Annotated in this window: 17 protein-coding genes and 2 tRNA genes; 8 read left to right on the forward strand and 11 right to left on the reverse strand. The window is 44.0% G+C overall.

Annotation, left to right across the window (positions count from 1 at the left end):
• Window positions 1-2: 2 nt before the first annotated feature.
• From QL919_RS07520 to tpiA, 8 genes are all read right to left on the reverse strand, one after another.
• Window positions 3-392 carry a ribosome-binding factor A gene (locus QL919_RS07520; RefSeq protein WP_290188937.1) on the reverse strand — a complete coding sequence of 130 codons (390 nt, stop codon included), beginning with the start codon at window positions 390-392 and terminating at the stop codon, window positions 3-5.
• A 216-nt stretch (window positions 393-608) separates the two neighbouring features.
• On the reverse strand, window positions 609-3,335 hold the full coding sequence (gene infB, locus QL919_RS07525) for a translation initiation factor IF-2 (RefSeq protein WP_290188938.1): 2,727 nt from the start codon (window positions 3,333-3,335) through the stop codon (window positions 609-611).
• 168 nt (window positions 3,336-3,503) lie between these two features.
• On the reverse strand, window positions 3,504-4,988 hold the full coding sequence (gene nusA / locus QL919_RS07530; protein WP_290188939.1) for a transcription termination factor NusA: 1,485 nt from the start codon (window positions 4,986-4,988) through the stop codon (window positions 3,504-3,506).
• Between the two features lie 199 nt (window positions 4,989-5,187).
• Entirely contained in the window at window positions 5,188-5,688 is a 501-nt protein-coding gene (gene rimP, locus QL919_RS07535) for a ribosome maturation factor RimP (protein ID WP_290188940.1), read from the reverse strand.
• 454 nt (window positions 5,689-6,142) lie between these two features.
• Window positions 6,143-6,219, reverse strand: a tRNA-Met gene (locus QL919_RS07540).
• A 123-nt stretch (window positions 6,220-6,342) separates the two neighbouring features.
• Window positions 6,343-6,427, reverse strand: a tRNA-Leu gene (locus QL919_RS07545).
• A 184-nt stretch (window positions 6,428-6,611) separates the two neighbouring features.
• Complete coding sequence (gene secG, locus QL919_RS07550) at window positions 6,612-6,920, reverse strand: preprotein translocase subunit SecG (protein WP_025652589.1); 309 nt, start codon at window positions 6,918-6,920, stop codon at window positions 6,612-6,614.
• Window positions 6,921-7,145: 225 nt separating this feature from the next.
• Entirely contained in the window at window positions 7,146-7,946 is an 801-nt protein-coding gene (tpiA, locus tag QL919_RS07555) for a triose-phosphate isomerase (protein ID WP_290188941.1), read from the reverse strand.
• A gap of 431 nt (window positions 7,947-8,377) precedes the next feature.
• Here tpiA and pilB point away from each other — a divergent pair, with 431 nt between their 5' ends.
• The 4 genes from pilB (at window position 8,378) to coaE (ending at window position 13,492) form a co-directional block, all read left to right on the forward strand.
• A complete protein-coding gene (gene pilB, locus QL919_RS07560) occupies window positions 8,378-10,093 on the forward strand; it encodes a type IV-A pilus assembly ATPase PilB (protein ID WP_290188942.1) in 1,716 nt (571 codons plus the stop codon).
• A 250-nt stretch (window positions 10,094-10,343) separates the two neighbouring features.
• Window positions 10,344-11,567 carry a type II secretion system F family protein gene (locus tag QL919_RS07565; RefSeq protein ID WP_290188943.1) on the forward strand — a complete coding sequence of 408 codons (1,224 nt, stop codon included), beginning with the start codon at window positions 10,344-10,346 and terminating at the stop codon, window positions 11,565-11,567.
• Window positions 11,568-11,592: 25 nt separating this feature from the next.
• A complete protein-coding gene (locus QL919_RS07570; protein WP_290188944.1) occupies window positions 11,593-12,495 on the forward strand; it encodes an A24 family peptidase in 903 nt (300 codons plus the stop codon).
• A gap of 310 nt (window positions 12,496-12,805) precedes the next feature.
• Window positions 12,806-13,492 (forward strand): dephospho-CoA kinase, encoded by a 687-nt coding sequence (gene coaE / locus QL919_RS07575; RefSeq protein ID WP_290188945.1) that lies wholly within the window; start codon window positions 12,806-12,808, stop codon window positions 13,490-13,492.
• Here the strand turns inward: coaE and rlmB are convergent.
• The 3 genes from rlmB to QL919_RS07590 all read right to left on the reverse strand — a co-directional run bounded on the left by rlmB (window position 13,455) and on the right by QL919_RS07590 (window position 15,511).
• The gene (gene rlmB, locus QL919_RS07580) at window positions 13,455-14,225 is read right to left on the reverse strand and encodes a 23S rRNA (guanosine(2251)-2'-O)-methyltransferase RlmB (RefSeq protein WP_290188946.1); all 771 of its coding nucleotides are present in this window, start codon (window positions 14,223-14,225) and stop codon (window positions 13,455-13,457) included. The two genes, coaE and rlmB, sit on opposite strands and share 38 nt — an antisense overlap.
• Before the next feature lie 416 nt (window positions 14,226-14,641).
• Complete coding sequence (locus tag QL919_RS07585; protein ID WP_290188947.1) at window positions 14,642-14,977, reverse strand: pyrimidine/purine nucleoside phosphorylase; 336 nt, start codon at window positions 14,975-14,977, stop codon at window positions 14,642-14,644.
• A 381-nt stretch (window positions 14,978-15,358) separates the two neighbouring features.
• A complete protein-coding gene (locus QL919_RS07590) occupies window positions 15,359-15,511 on the reverse strand; it encodes a hypothetical protein (protein ID WP_290188948.1) in 153 nt (50 codons plus the stop codon).
• Window positions 15,512-15,711: 200 nt separating this feature from the next.
• On the opposite strand from QL919_RS07590, the gene recN reads away from it, so the two are divergent.
• The 4 genes from recN (at window position 15,712) to QL919_RS07610 (ending at window position 19,281) form a co-directional block, all read left to right on the forward strand.
• A complete protein-coding gene (gene recN, locus QL919_RS07595) occupies window positions 15,712-17,391 on the forward strand; it encodes a DNA repair protein RecN (protein ID WP_290188949.1) in 1,680 nt (559 codons plus the stop codon).
• 132 nt (window positions 17,392-17,523) lie between these two features.
• On the forward strand, window positions 17,524-18,087 hold the full coding sequence (locus QL919_RS07600; RefSeq protein ID WP_290188950.1) for a YqgE/AlgH family protein: 564 nt from the start codon (window positions 17,524-17,526) through the stop codon (window positions 18,085-18,087).
• 95 nt (window positions 18,088-18,182) lie between these two features.
• Window positions 18,183-18,731 (forward strand): Holliday junction resolvase RuvX, encoded by a 549-nt coding sequence (ruvX, locus tag QL919_RS07605; RefSeq protein WP_290188951.1) that lies wholly within the window; start codon window positions 18,183-18,185, stop codon window positions 18,729-18,731.
• A 70-nt stretch (window positions 18,732-18,801) separates the two neighbouring features.
• Window positions 18,802-19,281, forward strand: a complete 480-nt coding sequence (locus QL919_RS07610) for a hypothetical protein (RefSeq protein WP_290188952.1) — start codon at window positions 18,802-18,804, stop codon at window positions 19,279-19,281.
• The last annotated feature ends 68 nt before the right edge of the window (window positions 19,282-19,349 follow it).

Raw genomic sequence — 19,349 nt, forward strand, 5'->3', positions numbered from 1 at the left:
GCTTACTCGTCATTCTCATTCTTTTCAGTTTTAGTGACGGCTTGACTGATCAAGTCCATCATATAGTTACCACGGGCAGTCACCTCATCATAATGAAAACGCAGACGCGGCGTGGTACGTGTCTTTAGACTGTGGCTCAGCTCAGTACGCAAAAAACCTGCTGCTTTATTAAGCACTTTGATACTTTCTTCGTGGTTGGTTTTAGTCATGGCATCGTTGAGCTCTGGCTCCATGATAGTCACATAGACATCGGCATATCCCAAATCCGGGCTAACTTTGACGCTAGAAATAGTGACAAAACCAGTCAAACGAGGGTCATTGACTTCATCTCTGATCAGAACAGCAAGCTCGCGCTGGATTTGATCGGCTAAGCGTTGTAAACGTTGGTTCATGTTATTACCTTACTTTAATATGGCTCATTTTTATTTATTAATCTGCTTAATGTTAGGGTGTTTTCAACACAACCCTATCCACTTCAGGACTGATATATGGTAAAAAAGGCCTAGCAGGATGTACCTGTTAGGCCTAAGTAGCGCTTGATATTAGAAAGATTTGCTCAGCTCATTGAGCGTATTGCATCGTACGATATCTTCCTATGAAGCGTAACTTTAGATAGTACGTGCGAACTCTTGGATTTCAAAGACTTCGATTTTATCACCCGCTTCAACATCGTAACCACGAACCGCAAGGCCACATTCCATACCAGTACGTACTTCATTGACGTCTTCTTTGTAGCGACGTAGTGACTGCAATTGACCCGTAAAGATAACTTGGTCATCACGCAGTACACGGATAGGCTTGTTGCGATAGATTGTACCTTCAACCACCATACAACCAGCAGCCGCACCAAACTTACTAGAGCGGAATACTTCACGAACGTCTGCAACACCAAGGATTTTCTCACGATGTTCAGGCGCAAGCATACCGCTCATCGCTGCTTTTACATCATCAATCAAACCATAGATAACGCTGTAGTAGCGGATATCCATATTTGCAGCGTCTGCTTTACGGCGTGCGGTAGCATCTGCGCGAACGTTGAAGCCCAATAGTACCGCTTCGCTAGATTCAGCAAGCGTCACATCTGATTCAGAAATAGGGCCAACGCCTGAACTGATTACTCTGACTTTTACTTCGTCAGTTGATAATTCGTTCAATGCCGCTAGCAATGCTTCAAGCGAACCACGAACATCAGTTTTCAGTACGATATTCAAGAATGACACATCGCCTTGTTCCATCTGATCAAACATGCTTTCTAAACGCATGGCATTTTGACGCTCAAGTTGACGCTCACGCTCACGGTTGGTTCTAAAATCTGCTACTTCGCGCGCTTTTTTCTCATCAGTGACTACTAAGAATTCACTACCAGCGGCAGGTGTTTCAGGTAAACCTAAAATCTCTACAGGAATAGAAGGACCAGCTGATTTGATACGCTGACCAGTTTCATCTGTCATGGCACGGACTTTACCGTAGTGCTCACCCGCTAAGACCAAGTCGCCTTGTTTCAGAGTACCTTTTTTAACCAAGACGCTAACAACCGGACCGCGACCTTTTTCTAGTCTTGATTCGATAACCACACCTTGAGCAGCACCATCTAACGGCGCTTCTAGCTCCATCAGTTCAGCTTGTAGGCTAATAAGCTCTAACAGCTCATCAATACCATCGCCTGTTTTGGCTGAGATACGAGCCATTGGGGTGTCGCCGCCCCACTCTTCTGAAACCACTTCTTTAGCCGTTAATTCATTAAGGACGCGATCAGGATCGGCACTTGGCTTATCCATCTTGTTGATAGCAACAATAATAGGAGTACCAGCAGCGCGCGCATGATCGATCGCTTCTGCCGTTTGTGGCATCATGCCATCATCAGCAGCGACCACAATGACAACGATATCCGTTGCTTGTGCACCGCGTGAACGCATGGCACTAAAGGCTGCGTGACCCGGGGTATCAAGGAAGGTAATCACACCGCGATCAGTCTTAACATGATAGGCACCGATATGCTGGGTAATACCACCGGCTTCGCCAGTTGCAACCTTAGTTTCACGGATTTTATCAAGTAATGATGTTTTACCATGGTCAACGTGACCCATGATAGTCACAACTGGTGGACGCGTTTGTACGTTACTGCTGCGCTCATCAACCGCATCTTGTAGGTCATCTTCAACTTTCGTATCACTAACCGGCACTGGGTTGTGGCCCATCTCTTCAACGATCAGACTGGCTGTTGCTTGGTCAATCGTATCTGCTTCACGAGCAATCTCACCCATTTTCATGAGTATTTTGGTTACTTCGCGAGCTTTAACTGCCATACGCTGAGCAAGATCTGCGACTGTAATTTGTTCACTAATCTCAACATCATAAACAATCTTTTCGACAGGTTTTTCAAACTTATGTTGGCCAGACTGGCTTGAACGCAAACCGTTTTTACGGTTTTTGAATTCACGCTCATCTTGGTTTTTACGACGGCGACCACGAGCTCCAGTGCTACTTGCACCGCGCTTGATTTCACGACGTTCTTTTTCAAATGACTCTTCTAATGCGTCACCGACCAAACCTTCTGCAAGCGGCTCATCTTTACGAACTTCTGCCACTGGCTCACGGTCTGTATATTTACCAGCCATTTTGCGCATTTGCTCAAGGGTACGCTTTTGCGCTTCTTCAGCTTGGACGCGGCGCGTTTCTAATTCGATTTCACGTAAGCGTGCTTCTTCTTTCTCACGTGCTTCACGAGCTTTACGCTCAGCGGCGGTTTCGATTTTTGGCTTAGTAGCAGCAACCTTCTTCTTAGGTTGCTCTTTTTGCTTAACTTCTACAGTCGCCTTACCACCTTTCTTCACGACAACTGATGTAGAAACATCGTCATTCTTGTCGTCAGACTTTTTGCTAGAGCCTAAGCTTGCACGCATCGCAGCTAAGGTAGCCGCTTGACGTTCTTCAGATTTTTTCTTGGTAGCGGCACGTTCTTCAGCGTCTTTAGCAGCACGCTCTTGTGCTTCAATCATCGCTTGCTCACGAGCAGCCAATTCTTCAGCCATTTTCTCTGGGTCAGGCTTTTCGAATACTTTCTTTTTACGCACTTCCACATTGACGCTCTTAGATTTACCTGAAGAGCCGGTCACACGCGCGGTGCTAGTCGTCTTAGATTTAAGACTAATACGACGCTTTTCTTGCTGACCATGACTTTGCTTTAAATACGTCACCAACTTCTCTTGCTCAAGCTCGGTGACTAGGTCATCCTCTGCGCGAGCAGGCAGTCCGGCATCTACCAGTTGCTGTTTTACAGCACTTGCGGTTTTGCCTACCATTTCTGCCAGTTCTTTGACGGTCTTATCTGCCATTTATTATCACCTACTGTCTATTATTTGCTATATGTTCAATTCAGTTGTTGGCTACAAATGATTGGGGTAAGGCTGGTATCTGTACTGAATATTACTGCATCGATACGTCATACCAGCGCTTTATTCTCAATAGCATATCACCAAAAGACAGCGATATGCAGTTACCGCTTATTCATCGAACCAAGATTCCCGAGCTTTCATGATGAGTTTTCCTGCAGTTTCAGAATCTAATCCTTCGATATCTTCTAAATCGAAGACTGCTTGTTCTGCCAAATCGTCAACGGTAATAATGTCTTTTTGTGCCATTTTATAGGCCCAACTGACGGTCATACCTTCAAGCTCTTGTAGCTCTTGACTTGGCTCTTTCATGTTTTGTTGTTTGACCAGTTCATCAGCGATAACGACTTCTTTAGCACGCTCTTGAATCATATCGATTGCTTCATCGTCTAGACCTTCGATATCATAGAAGGTTTCAACGGGTACGTAAGCGACTTCTTCAATACTGGTAAAACCAATATCAACAAGTGCTTGTGCTAAGTCTTTATCAACTTCTAAACGCTCATAGAATAATTCGATAAAGGCTTTTGATTCGTTTTCTTGACGCTGTTGATACTCTTCTTCTAGCATCATGTTTAGCTTATAGCCGGTTAATTCAGAGGCTAATCGAACGTTTTGACCCTGTGAGCCAATGGCGCGTGCTAATTGGTCATTGGTGCTAAAAATAATATCTGCTGTTTGCATGTCTTCATCTAAAATGATACTACTCACGTCAGCTGGCTCTAAAGCGCTGATGATGAACTGGGCTGGATCATCTGACCAAACCACAACATCAATACGCTCGCCATCTAATTCTTGCTGTACGGCTTGAATACGCGTACCACGCATACCGATACACGCACCAACAGGGTCGATACGATGATCGTTGGTCTTAACCGCTATTTTAGCACGAGTGCCCGGCAAGCGAGCGACGTTACGAATTTCAATAATTTGTTCTGCGATCTCAGGCACTTCTTTTTGCATTAAAGCCGAGAGCATTTCTGGATGCGTACGTGACAACAGTAGCTGTGCGCCACGATTTTCACGATTCACATGATAAAGAATAGCGTTGATACGCGATTTTGCGCGTAATTGCTCGCGTGGCAGCATCTGATCACGTGATAAATAGCCTTCAGCGTTGTCACCTAAATCGATGATATAACCATCGCGAGTCTGCTTTTTGACTTCGCCATACATCATCTCGCCAACACGTGGCTCAAAAGCATCTGCTACTAGCGCACGCTCCGCTTCACGAATCTTTTGGATAATGACTTGCTTGGCTTGAGTCGCAGCAATACGGCCAAACTCAATCGACTCAATCTGCTCTTCTTTAACGTCACCAATTGACCATTCGTCTTGATCAAGGTCAGTAATCGCTAGCTGGCAAGCAGGCATCTCGTGATCTTCGTCGGCAACCACTGTCCAATAACGATAAGTATCATAATCGCCAGTTGCACGGTCGATAGCTACCCGCACGGCCACTTCTGGCTGTTCGGTATATACTTTTTTCTTGGTCGATACCACCAAAGCATCTTCTATCGCTTCAAAGATATCTTCAGGATTTAAGCCCTTTTCATTACTGACAGTTTCTACTACCGTTAAGATTTCACGACTCATGCTATACCTGTCCTATCATTTTTTAATTGACTTAAATTTTATCATTGATGTATTAACGTTATTTTTCACCATAAGCCATATAAGCTGTTTGGAGAGTAAAGTGGCATTTAATTACTTGCTACTTTTATTTATTGGTATTCAGTATGCGATTCTAAAGGAAAAGAATCATTTTTTATAAACACTTAGCATTTATAAAATATTAAGCATCTTCATAAATTAAATTGGCTTTATCAATATTGCTCAGTGCAATGTCGAACTGCTCACCATCAGCAGCCGTCAGCTGTAATGACGTATCATTGATACTGTCTAAAGTACCCGTTGCTTTACGACGTTTTTTATCGCCTTCACCAATGGCTTGTATCAAACGTAAGCTCACTGTCTGACCGACATAAGCATGCATCTGCTCATCTGAGAAGAACGCGCGGTCAAAACCTGGTGACGACACTTCTAAAATAAACTCGCCAGCAATAGGGTCATGCACTTCTAAGATACCACTTACTTGGTGGTTCACCGCGGCACAATCTTCAATGGTGACGTGTTTATCTTGAGCCTGCTCTTCTGGTAGTGCCTCAATATAAATACGTAACAATGAGCGGTTGCCTTGTGGTGCAAACTCGATACCCCACAGTGCCACATCGCAAGCAGCGACGGCAGGGGCGATAATATTGGTCAGTTCTGTAACCTTGGTCGAAAGCTTCATAATCTATTTATGTTTTCCTGTTCGCTCATCTATCTTACTAAGAAACCGTATTGAATGTTATCTATTACTCATGATAAACATTTATTCATATCAGTGACGGTTAATATTTTGTAAACCACAGACAGAGCATTATATGTAATATGTGTTTTGTTTTTATATAAGGATGAGCATAGAAAACATCAAGCTCAGCCAAACAATGCTTTTATTACTTATAAAGCAGTACTATCGATAAAGGAGTAAGGGATAAAAGATAGTATGCTTGTAAAGCAATCGTGCCAGTAGTGGCAGGTGACAATCAATAACGAATAATATCGTACTCTATAGGCCTAGAGCTTAGCATAAGTAGGATAGATACCGTGATAACACAGACCTTCAGATACAAAAAAACCCACAAGCATAATGGTGGGCTAATCGTTACTGACAAATTTAGTGTACAAAACATCAGTATAAAAAGTGGTAGCGGGGGCTGGATTTGAACCAACGACCTTCGGGTTATGAGCCCGACGAGCTACCAGACTGCTCCACCCCGCATCAATCTAGAACGCATATTATAGGGAGGTTTTATAGAACTGTCAATGATTATTTTAAATAAAGTTCAAATGAATCATTAACAACCAACAAATCCAACCTGACGCCATGCTGCGTCATAAAACTTGGTGCGATTGGGGGGACTTGAACCCCCACAGCTTGCGCCACCACCCCCTCAAGATGGCGTGTCTACCAATTCCACCACAATCGCATTTTTCACTGATTTACTTTTGATGTCTACTCTATCGTAATAGATGCTTTAAGGTAGGCATCGATAAAGTCAGACGGGTAAAACAGAAAGGCATTGTAAATCTAACGTCTTAAAATAGCAAGCACTGCCTGCATTAAAAGACAACCGCTAACTTTATCTGTCAAAAAAATTAATGCAACTACAGCTACTGAGGATTTTGCGTTAAAGGACGCGGTGTTTGCGGTGCTGACACTGGCGCATCTAAACGAAATTGATCTTCGGCTTGCTTACGTGCATGAACCGCAAGCGTCATACTGGTGATAAAAAATATCACTGTCAATACGGCTGTCGCACGCGTCAAAAAGTTTGCCGTCCCCGCCGCACCAAATACGGTGCCTGATGAACCAGCGCCAAAAGAAGCTCCAGCGTCTGCCCCTTTGCCATGCTGTATCAAAATCAAGCCAATCATGGCAATCGCCACGATAATGTGCAGGGCTAATATAAACGTAAACATGGTGGCCTCTTTTGCCGCGTAATGACGACTGATAACGGAAATTAAATCGTAGGGTTAATAGGGGTGTCTTTTGGCGTGTAATGACGTCAAATCGATTATATAAATAAGGCGCATTGTACACGATTGCAAGGGCACTGTTAAACCCACTTTTGCCAACTGATAAATACATTTTGTCAGCGAATCAACCATTTAATACTTACTAAGCAGTTGCTCTGCCAACTTCAGCTAAGAGGTAGCACGGCGAAAAGCATCAGCAATTGCCAAAAAGCTCTCTGCTTTTAGTGAGGCCCCACCGACCAATGCACCATCAATCATGGGGTCGGCCGCAAAACTATCGGCATTATCAGCGTTAACGCTACCACCATATAAGACAGTCATACTATCTAATGAATCAGCAAAACCTGCAACCGTTTGCTTAATATGCTGATGCGTGGCACTGACCTCTTGCACTGTTGGTACTTTGCCAGTGCCAATCGCCCATACAGGTTCATAGGCAATAATCAAACGCTCTGATAAGTTTGCGGTCAGCTCCGACTGCTGCGCAAGCAAATCCTTAACCACTGCTAACTGAGCATCAATGACATCAAGCGTCTCCTCCGCATCATACTGCGCTTGGGTTTCGCCGATACAGAATATCACCCCTAAGCCTTGCGTTAGTGCGTGAGTCATTTTTTGCAATAAGCAGTCATGGGACTCTTGATGGTACTGACGGCGTTCAGAGTGACCAAGTATCGTCCACGTTGCGCCAGCGTCTGCCACTTGCTGCGCTGAGCAGTCACCGGTATAGGCACCAGTATTTGCACTATGCGCACTGATGTCTTGTGCCGCACACAATACTGGACTGTCTTTTAGACGGGCGCTGACACTGGCCAAATGGATACAGCTTGGTGCTACCATTAACTGACAGCCAGTTGCATTGGCTTGCTCTTGTGTATCAACCGCAGTGAGTAAGTCATCCAATAACGCATTGACGTCGTGGCTCGTTGCTGGATTCTGTTTCCAATTACCAATTACCCAAGCTTGCATATCCCTCTATCCTGTCTCATGTATTCATGCCAATTCGGCCAATGTGCGCGCCAGTATAACAAATAATTCTCTAGTGCTATAGTATAGTGCTGCGCAATTTATGCTGTCCCTTATCACTCATACATTACCTGTATTTACAGACATATTTGAACAATAGTATTAAGCAATGTGCCTAATTTGTCTTTGAAATGGTTTAATAGTCTAAATAAGTTCTTTAAACTAAAGTAAAGTTCTATATTATTACATGAATGACAGCCACATAAATGATAGCTGGCTGAATAAGAGCAAAAGACACATCGCTCGCTGCCTTAATCAGGCAATCGTATACTTGTTAAGTCATCGTACTGCTTATTAAGCAGCCACTACAATCATAAGTCGCCTATAAGTTTCAGATCACTGCGCAACATATTTGTTATTGAGGAGAAGTCGGAATGTCTATTACAGCCAGTAAGTATGGTAGTCTAGCGCAGCAGCTAATTAGCGAAGGTATCGTTAGTGAAGCGAATATGAAAACTGCGCAGACCGAGTCACAGCAACAGCAAATAGGGCTCGTGCCTTATTTGGTCGACAACAAACTGGCCGACTCTTATCACCTCGCTCAGATGCTGTCACAAGCCTTCGGCGACCCTCTATTTGATTTAGATGCGCTCAGCCTTGACGTTATTCCCAAAGATTTGGTTGATGAAAAAATCGTGCGCAAGTTTAATGCCTTGCCACTATTCAAACGTGGACAGCGTTTATTCGTCGCGTTGAGTGATCCAACACGTATAGATGCGATTGACGCGATTGCCTTTAACTCACGCCTCTCTATCGAAACCGTCGTCGTCGAAGAAGACAAGTTAAAGAAACGTATCGAAAGTCTATATGCAGACACCATGCAAAGCTTCGGTAGTTTTTCTGATAGTGACTTAAATGTAGATTTTGATGACGGTGACGAAGATAATGAAGATGGCGAAACCAAGCTCAATGATGGCATCGATGAAGCGCCTGTTGTAAAGTTCGTCAATAAGATGTTGGTAGACGCGATTCGGATGGGGGCATCAGATCTGCATTTTGAACCATACGAAAAGTCATTCCGCGTCCGTTTCCGTGTCGATGGTGTCATGCAAAAAATGGCCAATCCGCCAGTGCAGCTTGCCAGTAAAATAGCCGCTCGTCTAAAAGTCATGTCACAAATGGACATCTCTGAGCGCCGAGTACCGCAAGATGGTCGCATAAAACTCAAGCTTTCTAAAAATAAGGCCATTGATTTCCGGGTAAACTCACTGCCGACCCTATTTGGTGAAAAGCTTGTATTGCGTATCTTAGACCCCTCCTCAGCCATGCTCGGTATTGATGCTTTAGGCTATGAGCCTGATCAAAAAGAGATGTTTATGGAGGCACTGAATAAGCCCCAAGGCATGCTACTGATTACTGGCCCTACTGGTTCTGGTAAAACGGTTTCGCTATATACCGGTATCAATATCTTAAATACGGGGCTCACAAATATCTCAACCGCGGAAGACCCTGTTGAGATTAACTTAGAAGGTGTTAATCAGGTCAACGTCAATACTAAAGTGGGTTTGACCTTTGCTAATGCCCTTAAGTCTTTTTTACGTCAGGATCCTGATATCGTGATGGTTGGTGAGATTCGTGACCTTGAAACTGCTGAGATTGCGATTAAAGCGGCACAAACGGGCCACATGGTGCTGTCAACCTTGCATACCAACTCTGCACCTGAAACCTTAACGCGTTTACGCAACATGGGTGTTGCTTCTTTTAATATTGCAACGTCAGTAAACCTAGTGATTGCTCAACGCCTAGCACGACGCTTATGTAAGAACTGCAAAAAACCGATTAATATTCCACGTCAAAGCCTGCTTGAACTTGGCTTTACGGATGCCGATTTAGACAACCCAGACAACGTCATCTATGAGCCGGTAGGCTGTAACGAATGTCGTGAAGGCTATAAAGGGCGTGTGGGTATTTATGAAGTCATGAAGGTCAGCCCTGATATCTCACGAATTATCATGGAAGATGGCAATGCGATAGACATTAAAGATGCTGCGCTAAAAAACGGTTTTCGAGATTTGCGACGCTCTGGCATTTTAAAAGTATTACAAGGTGTGACCAGTATTCAAGAAATGATGCGTGTTACCTCTGAATAATGTTGTAATATTAGACTGAGTTTATAAAGCAGCAATAATACCTACCAGATGTGCTTAAAAATAAAACAGATGGGCACTGGTTTTTTGCGCTAAAATAAAGTACAGCTGTTTTGATATCGATTCAACATTAGTATAATGAAGATAGCGATTTAAGAGTCGACGTCGAAGCAATCGCTAACGCCAAATGGACTGGCTAAGCACAGTGTATACATTTGCAATATCTAATTAGGCAATTTTTGAGGGTAGTGACATGGCAAAAGCTAAGACCGACATGCTGTTGGACTTTGTCTACGATGGAGTGAATCGACGTGGACAAAAAGTAAAGGGTGAAACCACCAGTCGCAGTTTGGAGCTGGCAAAGGCAACGTTACGCAAGCAGGGTATTACTGTCAAAGGTATTAAGAAAAAGCCGAAGCCGCTCTATACCTTCAAAAAAGCCATCAAGCCCATTGATATCGCTATTTTTGCTCGTCAGTTGGCCACCATGATGAAAGCAGGTGTGCCCTTGACTCAATCTTTTGAAATTGTCGCTGACTCGCTAGATAACCCGAGTATGAAAGACTTGGTCTTGCAAATAAAGGCCGATATTGAAGCAGGTGGCACTTTCGCCTCAGCGCTGCGCAAACATCCACGCTACTTTGATGACCTGTTCTGCTCACTCGTTGAGTCAGGTGAGCAGTCGGGTGCGCTTGAGACTATGTTAGAGCGCGTTGCGACTTACAAAGAAAAGAGCGAGCTATTAAAAGCCAAAATCAAGAAAGCCATTAAATACCCTATCGCGGTTATTGTGGTCGCTATCATCGTGACGATGATTTTGCTGATTAAAGTTGTACCAGTATTCTCAGATCTTTTTGAGTCGTTTGGTGCAGAGCTACCAGCCTTTACACAGATGGTGGTTGGTATGTCTGAATGGATGCAATCATGGTGGTTCATTTTAATTGTGCTGATTGGTGGCGCGATTATTGGCTTTTCAGAAGCCAAAAAACGCTCTAAAAAATTCCGTGACTTTTTAGACCGCGCTGTTTTAAAAGTGCCTGTATTCGGCAATATTGCTTATCAGGCAATTATCGCCCGCTTCGCTCGCACTTTGTCGACAACCTTTGCCGCTGGTGTACCGCTGATTGACGCACTAGATTCTACAGCTGGCGCGACCAATAACGTGGTGTTTTATAATGCCACCCAGCAAATTAAAAACGATGTATCCACTGGTCAACAGCTACAGTTTTCGATACGCTCTACCAACTTATTTCCAAGTATGGCGATTCAAATGGTTGGTATTGGTGAAGAATCTGGTAGCTTAGAAGAGATGCTTGATAAAGTAGCGGTATATTATGAAAACGAAGTCGATAATGCTGTTGACGGTCTAACCAGTTTGATGGAGCCGATGATTATGGCGGTGCTCGGTGTGTTAGTGGGTGGCTTAGTCATTGCCATGTACTTACCAATCTTCCAGATGGGCTCAGTGGTAGGCTAAAGATTAACCAAAGGACTGCTACTTAATGCAATTTATACAGTTATTACAAGACAATACGACCATCGCTTTGGTCGTTTTTGGTATTTTAGGTCTTTGTGTCGGCAGTTTTTTAAATGTGGTCATTCATCGTATTCCGTTGATGATGGTTTTTAGCTGGCGACGAGAATGCAGCCAGTTTATGTCTGAACAAGCAGATATGCCACGCGAACATACAACACCACTAGCGAACATTGTTGCCAATGATGCGCCCATTACATTGAGCAAGCCTGCCTCACGTTGCCCCCACTGCGCTCACAAAATAAAATGGTATGAGAATATACCGTTAGTCAGTTGGTTAACCTTGCGCGGACGCTGCTCAAACTGCAAAGCAGCCATCGGCTTACGCTATCCTTTGGTCGAGCTGGTTACTGCCCTACTATCGGTACTGGTGATTTATCAGTTCGGGGTCAGTGTCTCTGGCTTATCCGCCTTAATCTTAGTCTGGACACTGATTGCGCTGACAGGGATTGATTTTGATACACAGCTACTCCCCGATCGCTTAACCTTTCCTTTAGCAGGTTTGGGATTAGCGGTGAACTCACAAGGTTGGTTTGTGTCCCCCACTCAGTCTATCTGGGGCTTGCTACTAGGGTTTTTATCGTTATGGATAGTCGTAAAAGTGTTTTATCTCATCACTAAAAAACATGGGATGGGACAAGGAGACTTTAAACTCCTAGCGGTATTAGGTGCTTGGCTTGGTCCCATGATGCTGCCCTTGATTATTTTACTGTCATCCTTACTCGGCTCAATTGTGGGTATTATTTTGATGAAAAAACAGGGTGAGAGCAGACCGTTTGCGTTTGGACCTTATATTGCTATTGCAGGTATTATCGCCTTGTTGTACGGTACAGATATCGTCAATTGGTATCTAGGCATGTATACTTACTAAATGGCCTATAATCAATCCACGATAAAATAAATACAGTGTTACTGGATAAATTTTGCGCAGCCTCTATCAGCGTAGACACAGCAAGCAAGTAAAATTTATACGAGTGACACGTTATAATGTTTGTACTCTTTTTTATTTAAGATTAACTATATAAGGTCTTTGGTAGCTGATTTTAAATTCGTTACAAGCCTATCTATCAGACCTTGGTTATTGAGTTATTAAAACCCACTTACCATGAAAGTCAGCCATCGACATACTTTCTCAGTTTATAACTGTCACTGTCATTCTATCGAGCAGATAAGTCATTATTATGTCAAAACACACAGCCTCAACTTACTCTCATGAGCCACAAATTCCACAAAAAACAAGCAAGACGCTGGTAGTCGGATTAACGGGTGGTATCGGTAGTGGCAAATCTGCTGCTAGCGACTGGTTCGCTGAGCAAGGGATTGATATTATTGATGCAGATGTGATTGCTCACGAAGTGGTTGCTAAAGGCAGCTCAACGTTGCGAAGAATCCAGAGAAAGTTTGGCGATTGGGTACTAAATTCTGATGGAACGATGGATCGCTCAGCGGTCAGAACGCACGTATTTACTCACCCAGAAGCACTGATTGAATTAGAAGCCATCACGCATCCAGCGATACGTGATGCGGCAAAAGCGCAGTTGGCAGCCAGTACTTCGCCTTACGTGGTATTGTCAGCGCCTTTACTCATTGAGGCCGCTGAGGCAGGGCTTGCCAATTTGTGCCAACGCGTCCTGGTCATAGATGCAGCAGAAGACACGCAACTTGAGCGTGCCAGCCAGCGTGATGAGCAAAGCGTACAAAAAATTAAGGCAATCATGGTGAATCAGCTGAGCCGTGAAGAGCGCAACCGTCATGCTGATGATGTCATACTAAACGATAGCGACCTTGCTGCGCTCTATTTACAGCTAGAGCCTTTACACCAAGATTATCTTACGCTTGCCCAGCAGCTAAAGTACGCTGTCGATTAACTTCATAGAGCGCCATACCAGTGGCAACACTCACATTCAAGCTCTGTAGGTTGCCATGCTCGTTTCCTGACATTGGAATATACACCAGCTCATCGCAGCTCTCCATTGTCAGACGACGCATTCCTTCTCCTTCTGACCCCATAATAATGGCGGTCTTACCCGTCAAATCAGCGTCATGTATCGGCTTAGCCTCATCACTCAAGGCAGTACCAAATACAAACACCCCTGCATTTTTAATTTGCGTCAGCGTACGCGCCAGATTGGTCACACTAATGATAGGCATCATCTCAGCAGCACCAACAGATACCTTTGCTACGGTTGGCGTCAAGCTAGCGGCATGATGTTTTGGACAAACGACTGCATCCACGCCCATTGCGACTGCCGTACGCAAGCATGCACCAAAGTTATGCGCGTCAGTGATTTGGTCTAAAACCAATAGTAAACACTGATCACGTCCGATAATGGTATCTAACAGACTCTCATCAGCGAAAGCAAGCGGACGAGCGTTAAGCACCACACCTTGGTGTTGCGGACTGCCGCACAGTTGCGCCAGCTTATCTTTTTGTGTGGGTTGGATGCTGATGCCATTGGCTTCGGCCTCTGCCATAATGGCTTGTACGTGGCTATCAGTCTCACGCCCTTGCTGCACAAATAAGCTAAGCCCATCGAGAGGACGGTGTTCGAGTAAAGCATCAATCGCATGAATGCCATAGAAATAAATTGGTTTTGCCATAGTAGGCCTACTAATTATAAAAGTGGCTATCGCGCGGGGCGATAGATAGAGTAAAAAACAGATAAAGTAAAATAGGATATAGCTATCATTGTAGCTATTTATGGTCGACTAGGGCGTGTCCTCATTTTAAAAATGGTGATAAAAATGAGATAAATTGCAGTCAAACAAGGAAAATAGCGCAGGTAATATCGAGATATTAGTCAGCTATTTGACGCTGTTTGGCAAGATTTAGCTATTTTTTAACCCATTTAGATTATTATCGATTGAATTGAGGACACGCCCTAGACTGCAGCAAAAATTAAAAAAAGAAACAAACAATACCCATTTGATACTGTTTATTTCTTTTGAGTGATAGGTATTTATAGGGTTAAGCCATTCAATGATGGCTTAACATTTATTATCCTGCTAATTTTTAACTAACCTTCTAAGTGACAAACGTACTGGACAATCTCTTCTGTCCGCAGATTAAAACCACTATTGCCTTCAACGACAAATGACTGTCCAGCCCGATAATAGCTGAACTCCTCATCACCATTTATTTTCACTTCACACTCACCGCTGGTGATTTCGATACGCTCGGAGGTATTGGTGCTGAAGTGGTAATGCTCAACCAAATTATCACAAGGTAAAATAATACCTAAGGTCTTATGGCGACCATCCTCAAACATAATGGTATGGCTTGAGCAGCGACCATCATAAGAGACTGTCGCTTGGGCATTGACTGTTACATTAGTAAATTGCGCCGCTGTCATAGTGGCTTCCTTATCAAATAATTATTGCAAAACTAAAAAATAAGTAACTTATGGAATCCTAGCGAGAGTATGCCTTTTAGATAAGCGCTTTACTCTATTTGCTATGGTTCTATACAACTGTATTGTTATCATAGATGCCTGCATGCGAATGGCAAGTGCAAAAATGGTGGCTGCAGATTCTACAAGAACGTTCTGACATAATGACGAAGTTGGTTTTAGGCCACACTTTGCATGCGACCCAGTAGCAAGAGTTTATCATTATGTGAGATTATGCTACCACATTATATCTATAAAGTTTGTTACAGCGGCTAGGAAAGTTTTGCTTGTAGATACGCACGGATACTCCCTGACTACCAGCTTTTCTAAGTGGCTGGATTATCATTATGATAGACGCTTATTGAGCATTCTATAAGTAATACGTATGACTTTAAAAATAGCACCTTGACCATTTAACGTGATTTTATCATCCGTATCAATGGTATAGAGAGTGTGTCTGACAGTCCATTTTTTATCCAATAAAGATAATAGGTTCATAACCGTTTACGTTATCAGTCAGCTTTAGGATTTGTATTTAATAGCATTTACCACCATACTATTTATCACTACTATGTGGCTTATTTCCGCTATTAACTTTCCACTGTTAACAAAGTAATCTTATTTCTTTATTTACCCTATTTTGGACATGGCTTTAGATGAATTTATCTAACCGTTATGGTCTATCATGAGAGGCGTTGATGCTTGTATCATTAACTTTACATCAGTTTGCATTAATCGCTCAGCATGAGCTGAGTATGGCTGAAGGCTTCAATGTCATCACTGGTGAAACGGGTGCTGGCAAGTCGTTATTACTCGATGCGCTGTCCTTATGTGCAGGCGAGCGCGCAGACAGTGCAATGGTCAGACATGGCGCGGCGCATGCGGATATCTATGCGCAGTTTGATGTGGAAAATAATCAGGTCGTTGCGGAATGGTTTGCCAAACATGAGCGTCCATTAGAAGAGCCTGACGTTCTCATTCGTCGTCAGCTCAGTAATACAGGTCGCTCAAAAGCGTGGTTAAATGGCACGCCTGTCAGCTTGGCTGAGCTCAAAAGTCTCGGCTCATTACTGGTTAATATCCATAGTCAACACGCTCAGCAAGCATTGCTGAAGCCGCAGTTTGTGGTGCAATGGCTAGATGAGATGGCACAAATCACGCCACTTGCTGCGCAAACGGCCAGCAGTTATCAAGCGTATCAGCAACTCAAACGCCGTGCTGATGATATCGCGAGCCGAGAAGCTCAGCGCCAAGACCGTATCCAGTTGTTGCAAAGTCAATTGGCAGACGTAGCGCCGTTATTAGCGGTAGACTATGCGGAAGTCGAAGCAGAACACGAAGAGCTGTCTAATATCGAAGCACTCATGCAAGAGGCCAGTCATGGCTTGCACCTGCTCGATAATGATACCGATGAGCCAGACGTCATGACCTTGCTCGGGCAAGCGATTAAGCTCTGTGATAACCAAATGAGTGTCAGCCAAACCTTTGAGCAGGCTTCCGAACAGCTACATTTGGCCCAGCAACAAATCACAGAGGTCATAGGCTTACTATCGGATTATGCTGAGCAACAGCTGCCTGACCCTGAGCGTTTGCAAACCCTAGATAACTTAATCAGTCTTGGTCACCGTCTGTCTCGCAAGCATAGCCTGCCTGCGACTGACTTAATCGATGAAGCAAAAGGGTGGGAGTCGCAACTAGAGCAGTTAGAAAATGAGCCGAGCAGCGATGCGATGGCGGCGCAAATCGAGCAAGCGTGGCAAACGTATCTCGACCTAGCCACTCAGTTAAACAAAGAGCGCTCAAAAGCGGCACCGATTGTCAGCAAACAATTAATTAAACAATTACAACCCCTTGCCCTCCCCAATGCGCGCTGCGAGTTTGTTTTTACCAAAAAAGCCGATGTCAGCCAATATGGTGCGCAAGGTAGCTATGACATTGATTTACTATTTAGTGCCAACGTCGGTATGCCGATGCAGCCGCTACATAAAATTGCCTCAGGTGGTGAGCTGTCGCGTATGGCACTGGTGATGCAGGTATTACAAGCGACCAATGACGATAATAATGCCGCCAAGCCAATGCTGGTATTTGATGAGGTAGATGTCGGTATCAGTGGTGGCACCGCGCAAGTGGTCGGCGAGCTATTACGCGAGCTTGGACAGACGCAGCAACTATTAGCCATTACCCACCAAGCGCAGGTAGCTGCGCAAGCACATCAGCATATCTTGGTGCAAAAACATCATCAAGAGCAGACTGAAAGTGAGCTGTTGATATTGACCGACGATGCGCAGGTAGATGAGCTGGCACGCATGTCTGGTGGTGTGACCATCACTGACGTTACCCGTGACCATGCCCGCAGTTTATTAACCGATGTTAAATAAAGAGTTAAGGTCGACCACTATCATCGAATAACTGCTAAATATTTGCTTTGGTTGATTTTTTGCTTATTAGCGCCATATAGTGGTGTGTCATCTCTGTTATTTTACCTTTAATATTAGGTTGCATTTGTGTCTATGTCTAAAGCCAATTTGACTCATCATTTCTTAATTGCGGCACCCGAGCTGTCAGACCCAAGGTTTGAGCAGGCGCTGATTTATATCTGTCGTCATGACAAGCACGGTGCACTCGGTCTGATGGTCAATCGCCCATTAGAGCAGTCGCGGGTGGGCAAACTGCTAGAAGATCTGAGTATTGAAGTGACTGACCCACAAGTGATGGAAGATGTGGCATTAGAAGGCGGTCCGATGTATCCGCAAGTGGGCTTTGTATTACATACTGGTCAACCAGAATGGGCGTCTTCTTTTGCGATATCAGAAAATGTCTGTATCACCACTAGCCAAGACATCCTTAAACGTATCGCCGCAGGTCAAGGGGTTGGTCACTATCAGTTGTGCTTAGGTCATGCCAGTTGGGGCAAAAAACAGCTCGACCAAGAGCTTAATAACGGCGACTGGCTGGTCTGTCCTGCTGATTTGAACTTATTATTTGATACGCCATTTGAAGAACGCTGGCAGATTGCTGCTGACAAAATTGGCGTTAATTTTGATTATCTCAGTAGTGATATCGGTCATGCCTAAATAGTAAGCTACACTTGAACAAGACCTTTAATAAGCAAGCAGCCCTAGGATTATAAAAACAGGAAACACCTCTCACTATGGTACATAGCACCCTTATGACAGACAGCACAGTCGCTATTAATGACAATATCGATATTGAAGCGAATATCACGACTGACGCTAGCATCGCTGAACCAAGCGTCAAGCCGCATCTCATCTTAGCCTTGGATTATGGTGTCAAAAAGATGGGTATGGCATTAGGCAACACCCTTACTGAGACTGCACGGGCTTTTGATATTTTGGCGATGAATAATGGTCAGCCTGATTGGGACAATTTGCTAGGTATTATCAAGGTCTGGGGGGTGGCAAAGGTGGTGGTTGGGCTACCACTTAATATGGATGGTAGTAGCTCGATGCTGTCAAAGCGCGCGCATAAATTTGCCCGTCGTCTCGCGCATAGAATCATGGAACAGCATCTACCAGTGGTCGTGACTCTCTGTGATGAGCGTCTGACCTCAGTCGCAGCGCGCGACATCGCTTGGGAAAATGGCTGGATTCAAAACGAACGTGATCCCATTGATGATATCTCTGCTTGTATTCTGATGTCGACCTATTTTGCTGACCCCAATAGCAGTATCGCCATCGATGCCATCAAAGCAGATTAAGCCAACGGTAATCCTGCCCTTCAAATACCAGCAATTTTTGCTATACCATCTACATAAATGACTGATTATTATGACCACTGCTTCAGACCAATCCCTGAAAAATAAGTCTCAACATGGCTTTGTTCCACTTGCCATTGCTCGTATCAAAGGCGCACAGCGTGCCAATCAAATAGCGATTTACCTTATTTATGCCGCCATCATCTCTTTCATGGTCTTTGGCACCATTGCTAGTATCAAGGCATTCCATGACAATCAGCTGCTCTATCAACTGTTTTATAATCTGCCATATGCTTTGATTGCGTTATCTATTCCGATTATCATCTATGATGCGTTGGTCATTTATCGCTATCGCTTAAATCAGCCATCAATGATTGCATTAAGCATCGGGGTTTCCACCATCGTGCTGATTGCTGGCCTATTATTTGCCGATACCGCATGGTTGGGACTGGCTTGTTGGGTGGGTGTGGCATTCTTGTTCAAGGTGAGCTTTAAACGCTTTTTTAACTTTTTGGAAGCCGAAGCAGAAGCTGATATTGTTGAAGACAGTTAACACAGCTATATACTATATCCCCTTTAGAAATAGTAAAAAACACACCTGACTATATCGATTCAAACTGA

This window comes from Psychrobacter sp. APC 3426 (genome assembly GCF_030408035.1).
Lineage (GTDB): Bacteria > Pseudomonadota > Gammaproteobacteria > Pseudomonadales > Moraxellaceae > Psychrobacter.

Bases quoted from the DNA above. Each gene is read 5' to 3' on its own strand.
- infB (WP_290188938.1), bottom strand. From the start codon at position 3,335: ATGGCAGATAAGACCGTCAAAGAACTGGCAGAAATGGTAGGCAAAACC.
- QL919_RS07520 (WP_290188937.1), bottom strand. From the start codon at position 392: ATGAACCAACGTTTACAACGCTTAGCCGATCAAATCCAGCGCGAGCTT.
- recN (WP_290188949.1), top strand. From the start codon at position 15,712: ATGCTTGTATCATTAACTTTACATCAGTTTGCATTAATCGCTCAGCAT.
- coaE (WP_290188945.1), top strand. From the start codon at position 12,806: ATGTCAAAACACACAGCCTCAACTTACTCTCATGAGCCACAAATTCCA.
- rlmB (WP_290188946.1), bottom strand. From the start codon at position 14,225: ATGGCAAAACCAATTTATTTCTATGGCATTCATGCGATTGATGCTTTA.
- QL919_RS07565 (WP_290188943.1), top strand. From the start codon at position 10,344: ATGGCAAAAGCTAAGACCGACATGCTGTTGGACTTTGTCTACGATGGA.
- pilB (WP_290188942.1), top strand. From the start codon at position 8,378: ATGTCTATTACAGCCAGTAAGTATGGTAGTCTAGCGCAGCAGCTAATT.
- nusA (WP_290188939.1), bottom strand. From the start codon at position 4,988: ATGAGTCGTGAAATCTTAACGGTAGTAGAAACTGTCAGTAATGAAAAG.
- secG (WP_025652589.1), bottom strand. From the start codon at position 6,920: ATGTTTACGTTTATATTAGCCCTGCACATTATCGTGGCGATTGCCATG.
- QL919_RS07570 (WP_290188944.1), top strand. From the start codon at position 11,593: ATGCAATTTATACAGTTATTACAAGACAATACGACCATCGCTTTGGTC.
- QL919_RS07590 (WP_290188948.1), bottom strand. From the start codon at position 15,511: ATGAACCTATTATCTTTATTGGATAAAAAATGGACTGTCAGACACACT.
- ruvX (WP_290188951.1), top strand. From the start codon at position 18,183: ATGACAGACAGCACAGTCGCTATTAATGACAATATCGATATTGAAGCG.
- QL919_RS07600 (WP_290188950.1), top strand. From the start codon at position 17,524: ATGTCTAAAGCCAATTTGACTCATCATTTCTTAATTGCGGCACCCGAG.
- QL919_RS07585 (WP_290188947.1), bottom strand. From the start codon at position 14,977: ATGACAGCGGCGCAATTTACTAATGTAACAGTCAATGCCCAAGCGACA.
- QL919_RS07610 (WP_290188952.1), top strand. From the start codon at position 18,802: ATGACCACTGCTTCAGACCAATCCCTGAAAAATAAGTCTCAACATGGC.
- tpiA (WP_290188941.1), bottom strand. From the start codon at position 7,946: ATGCAAGCTTGGGTAATTGGTAATTGGAAACAGAATCCAGCAACGAGC.
- rimP (WP_290188940.1), bottom strand. From the start codon at position 5,688: ATGAAGCTTTCGACCAAGGTTACAGAACTGACCAATATTATCGCCCCT.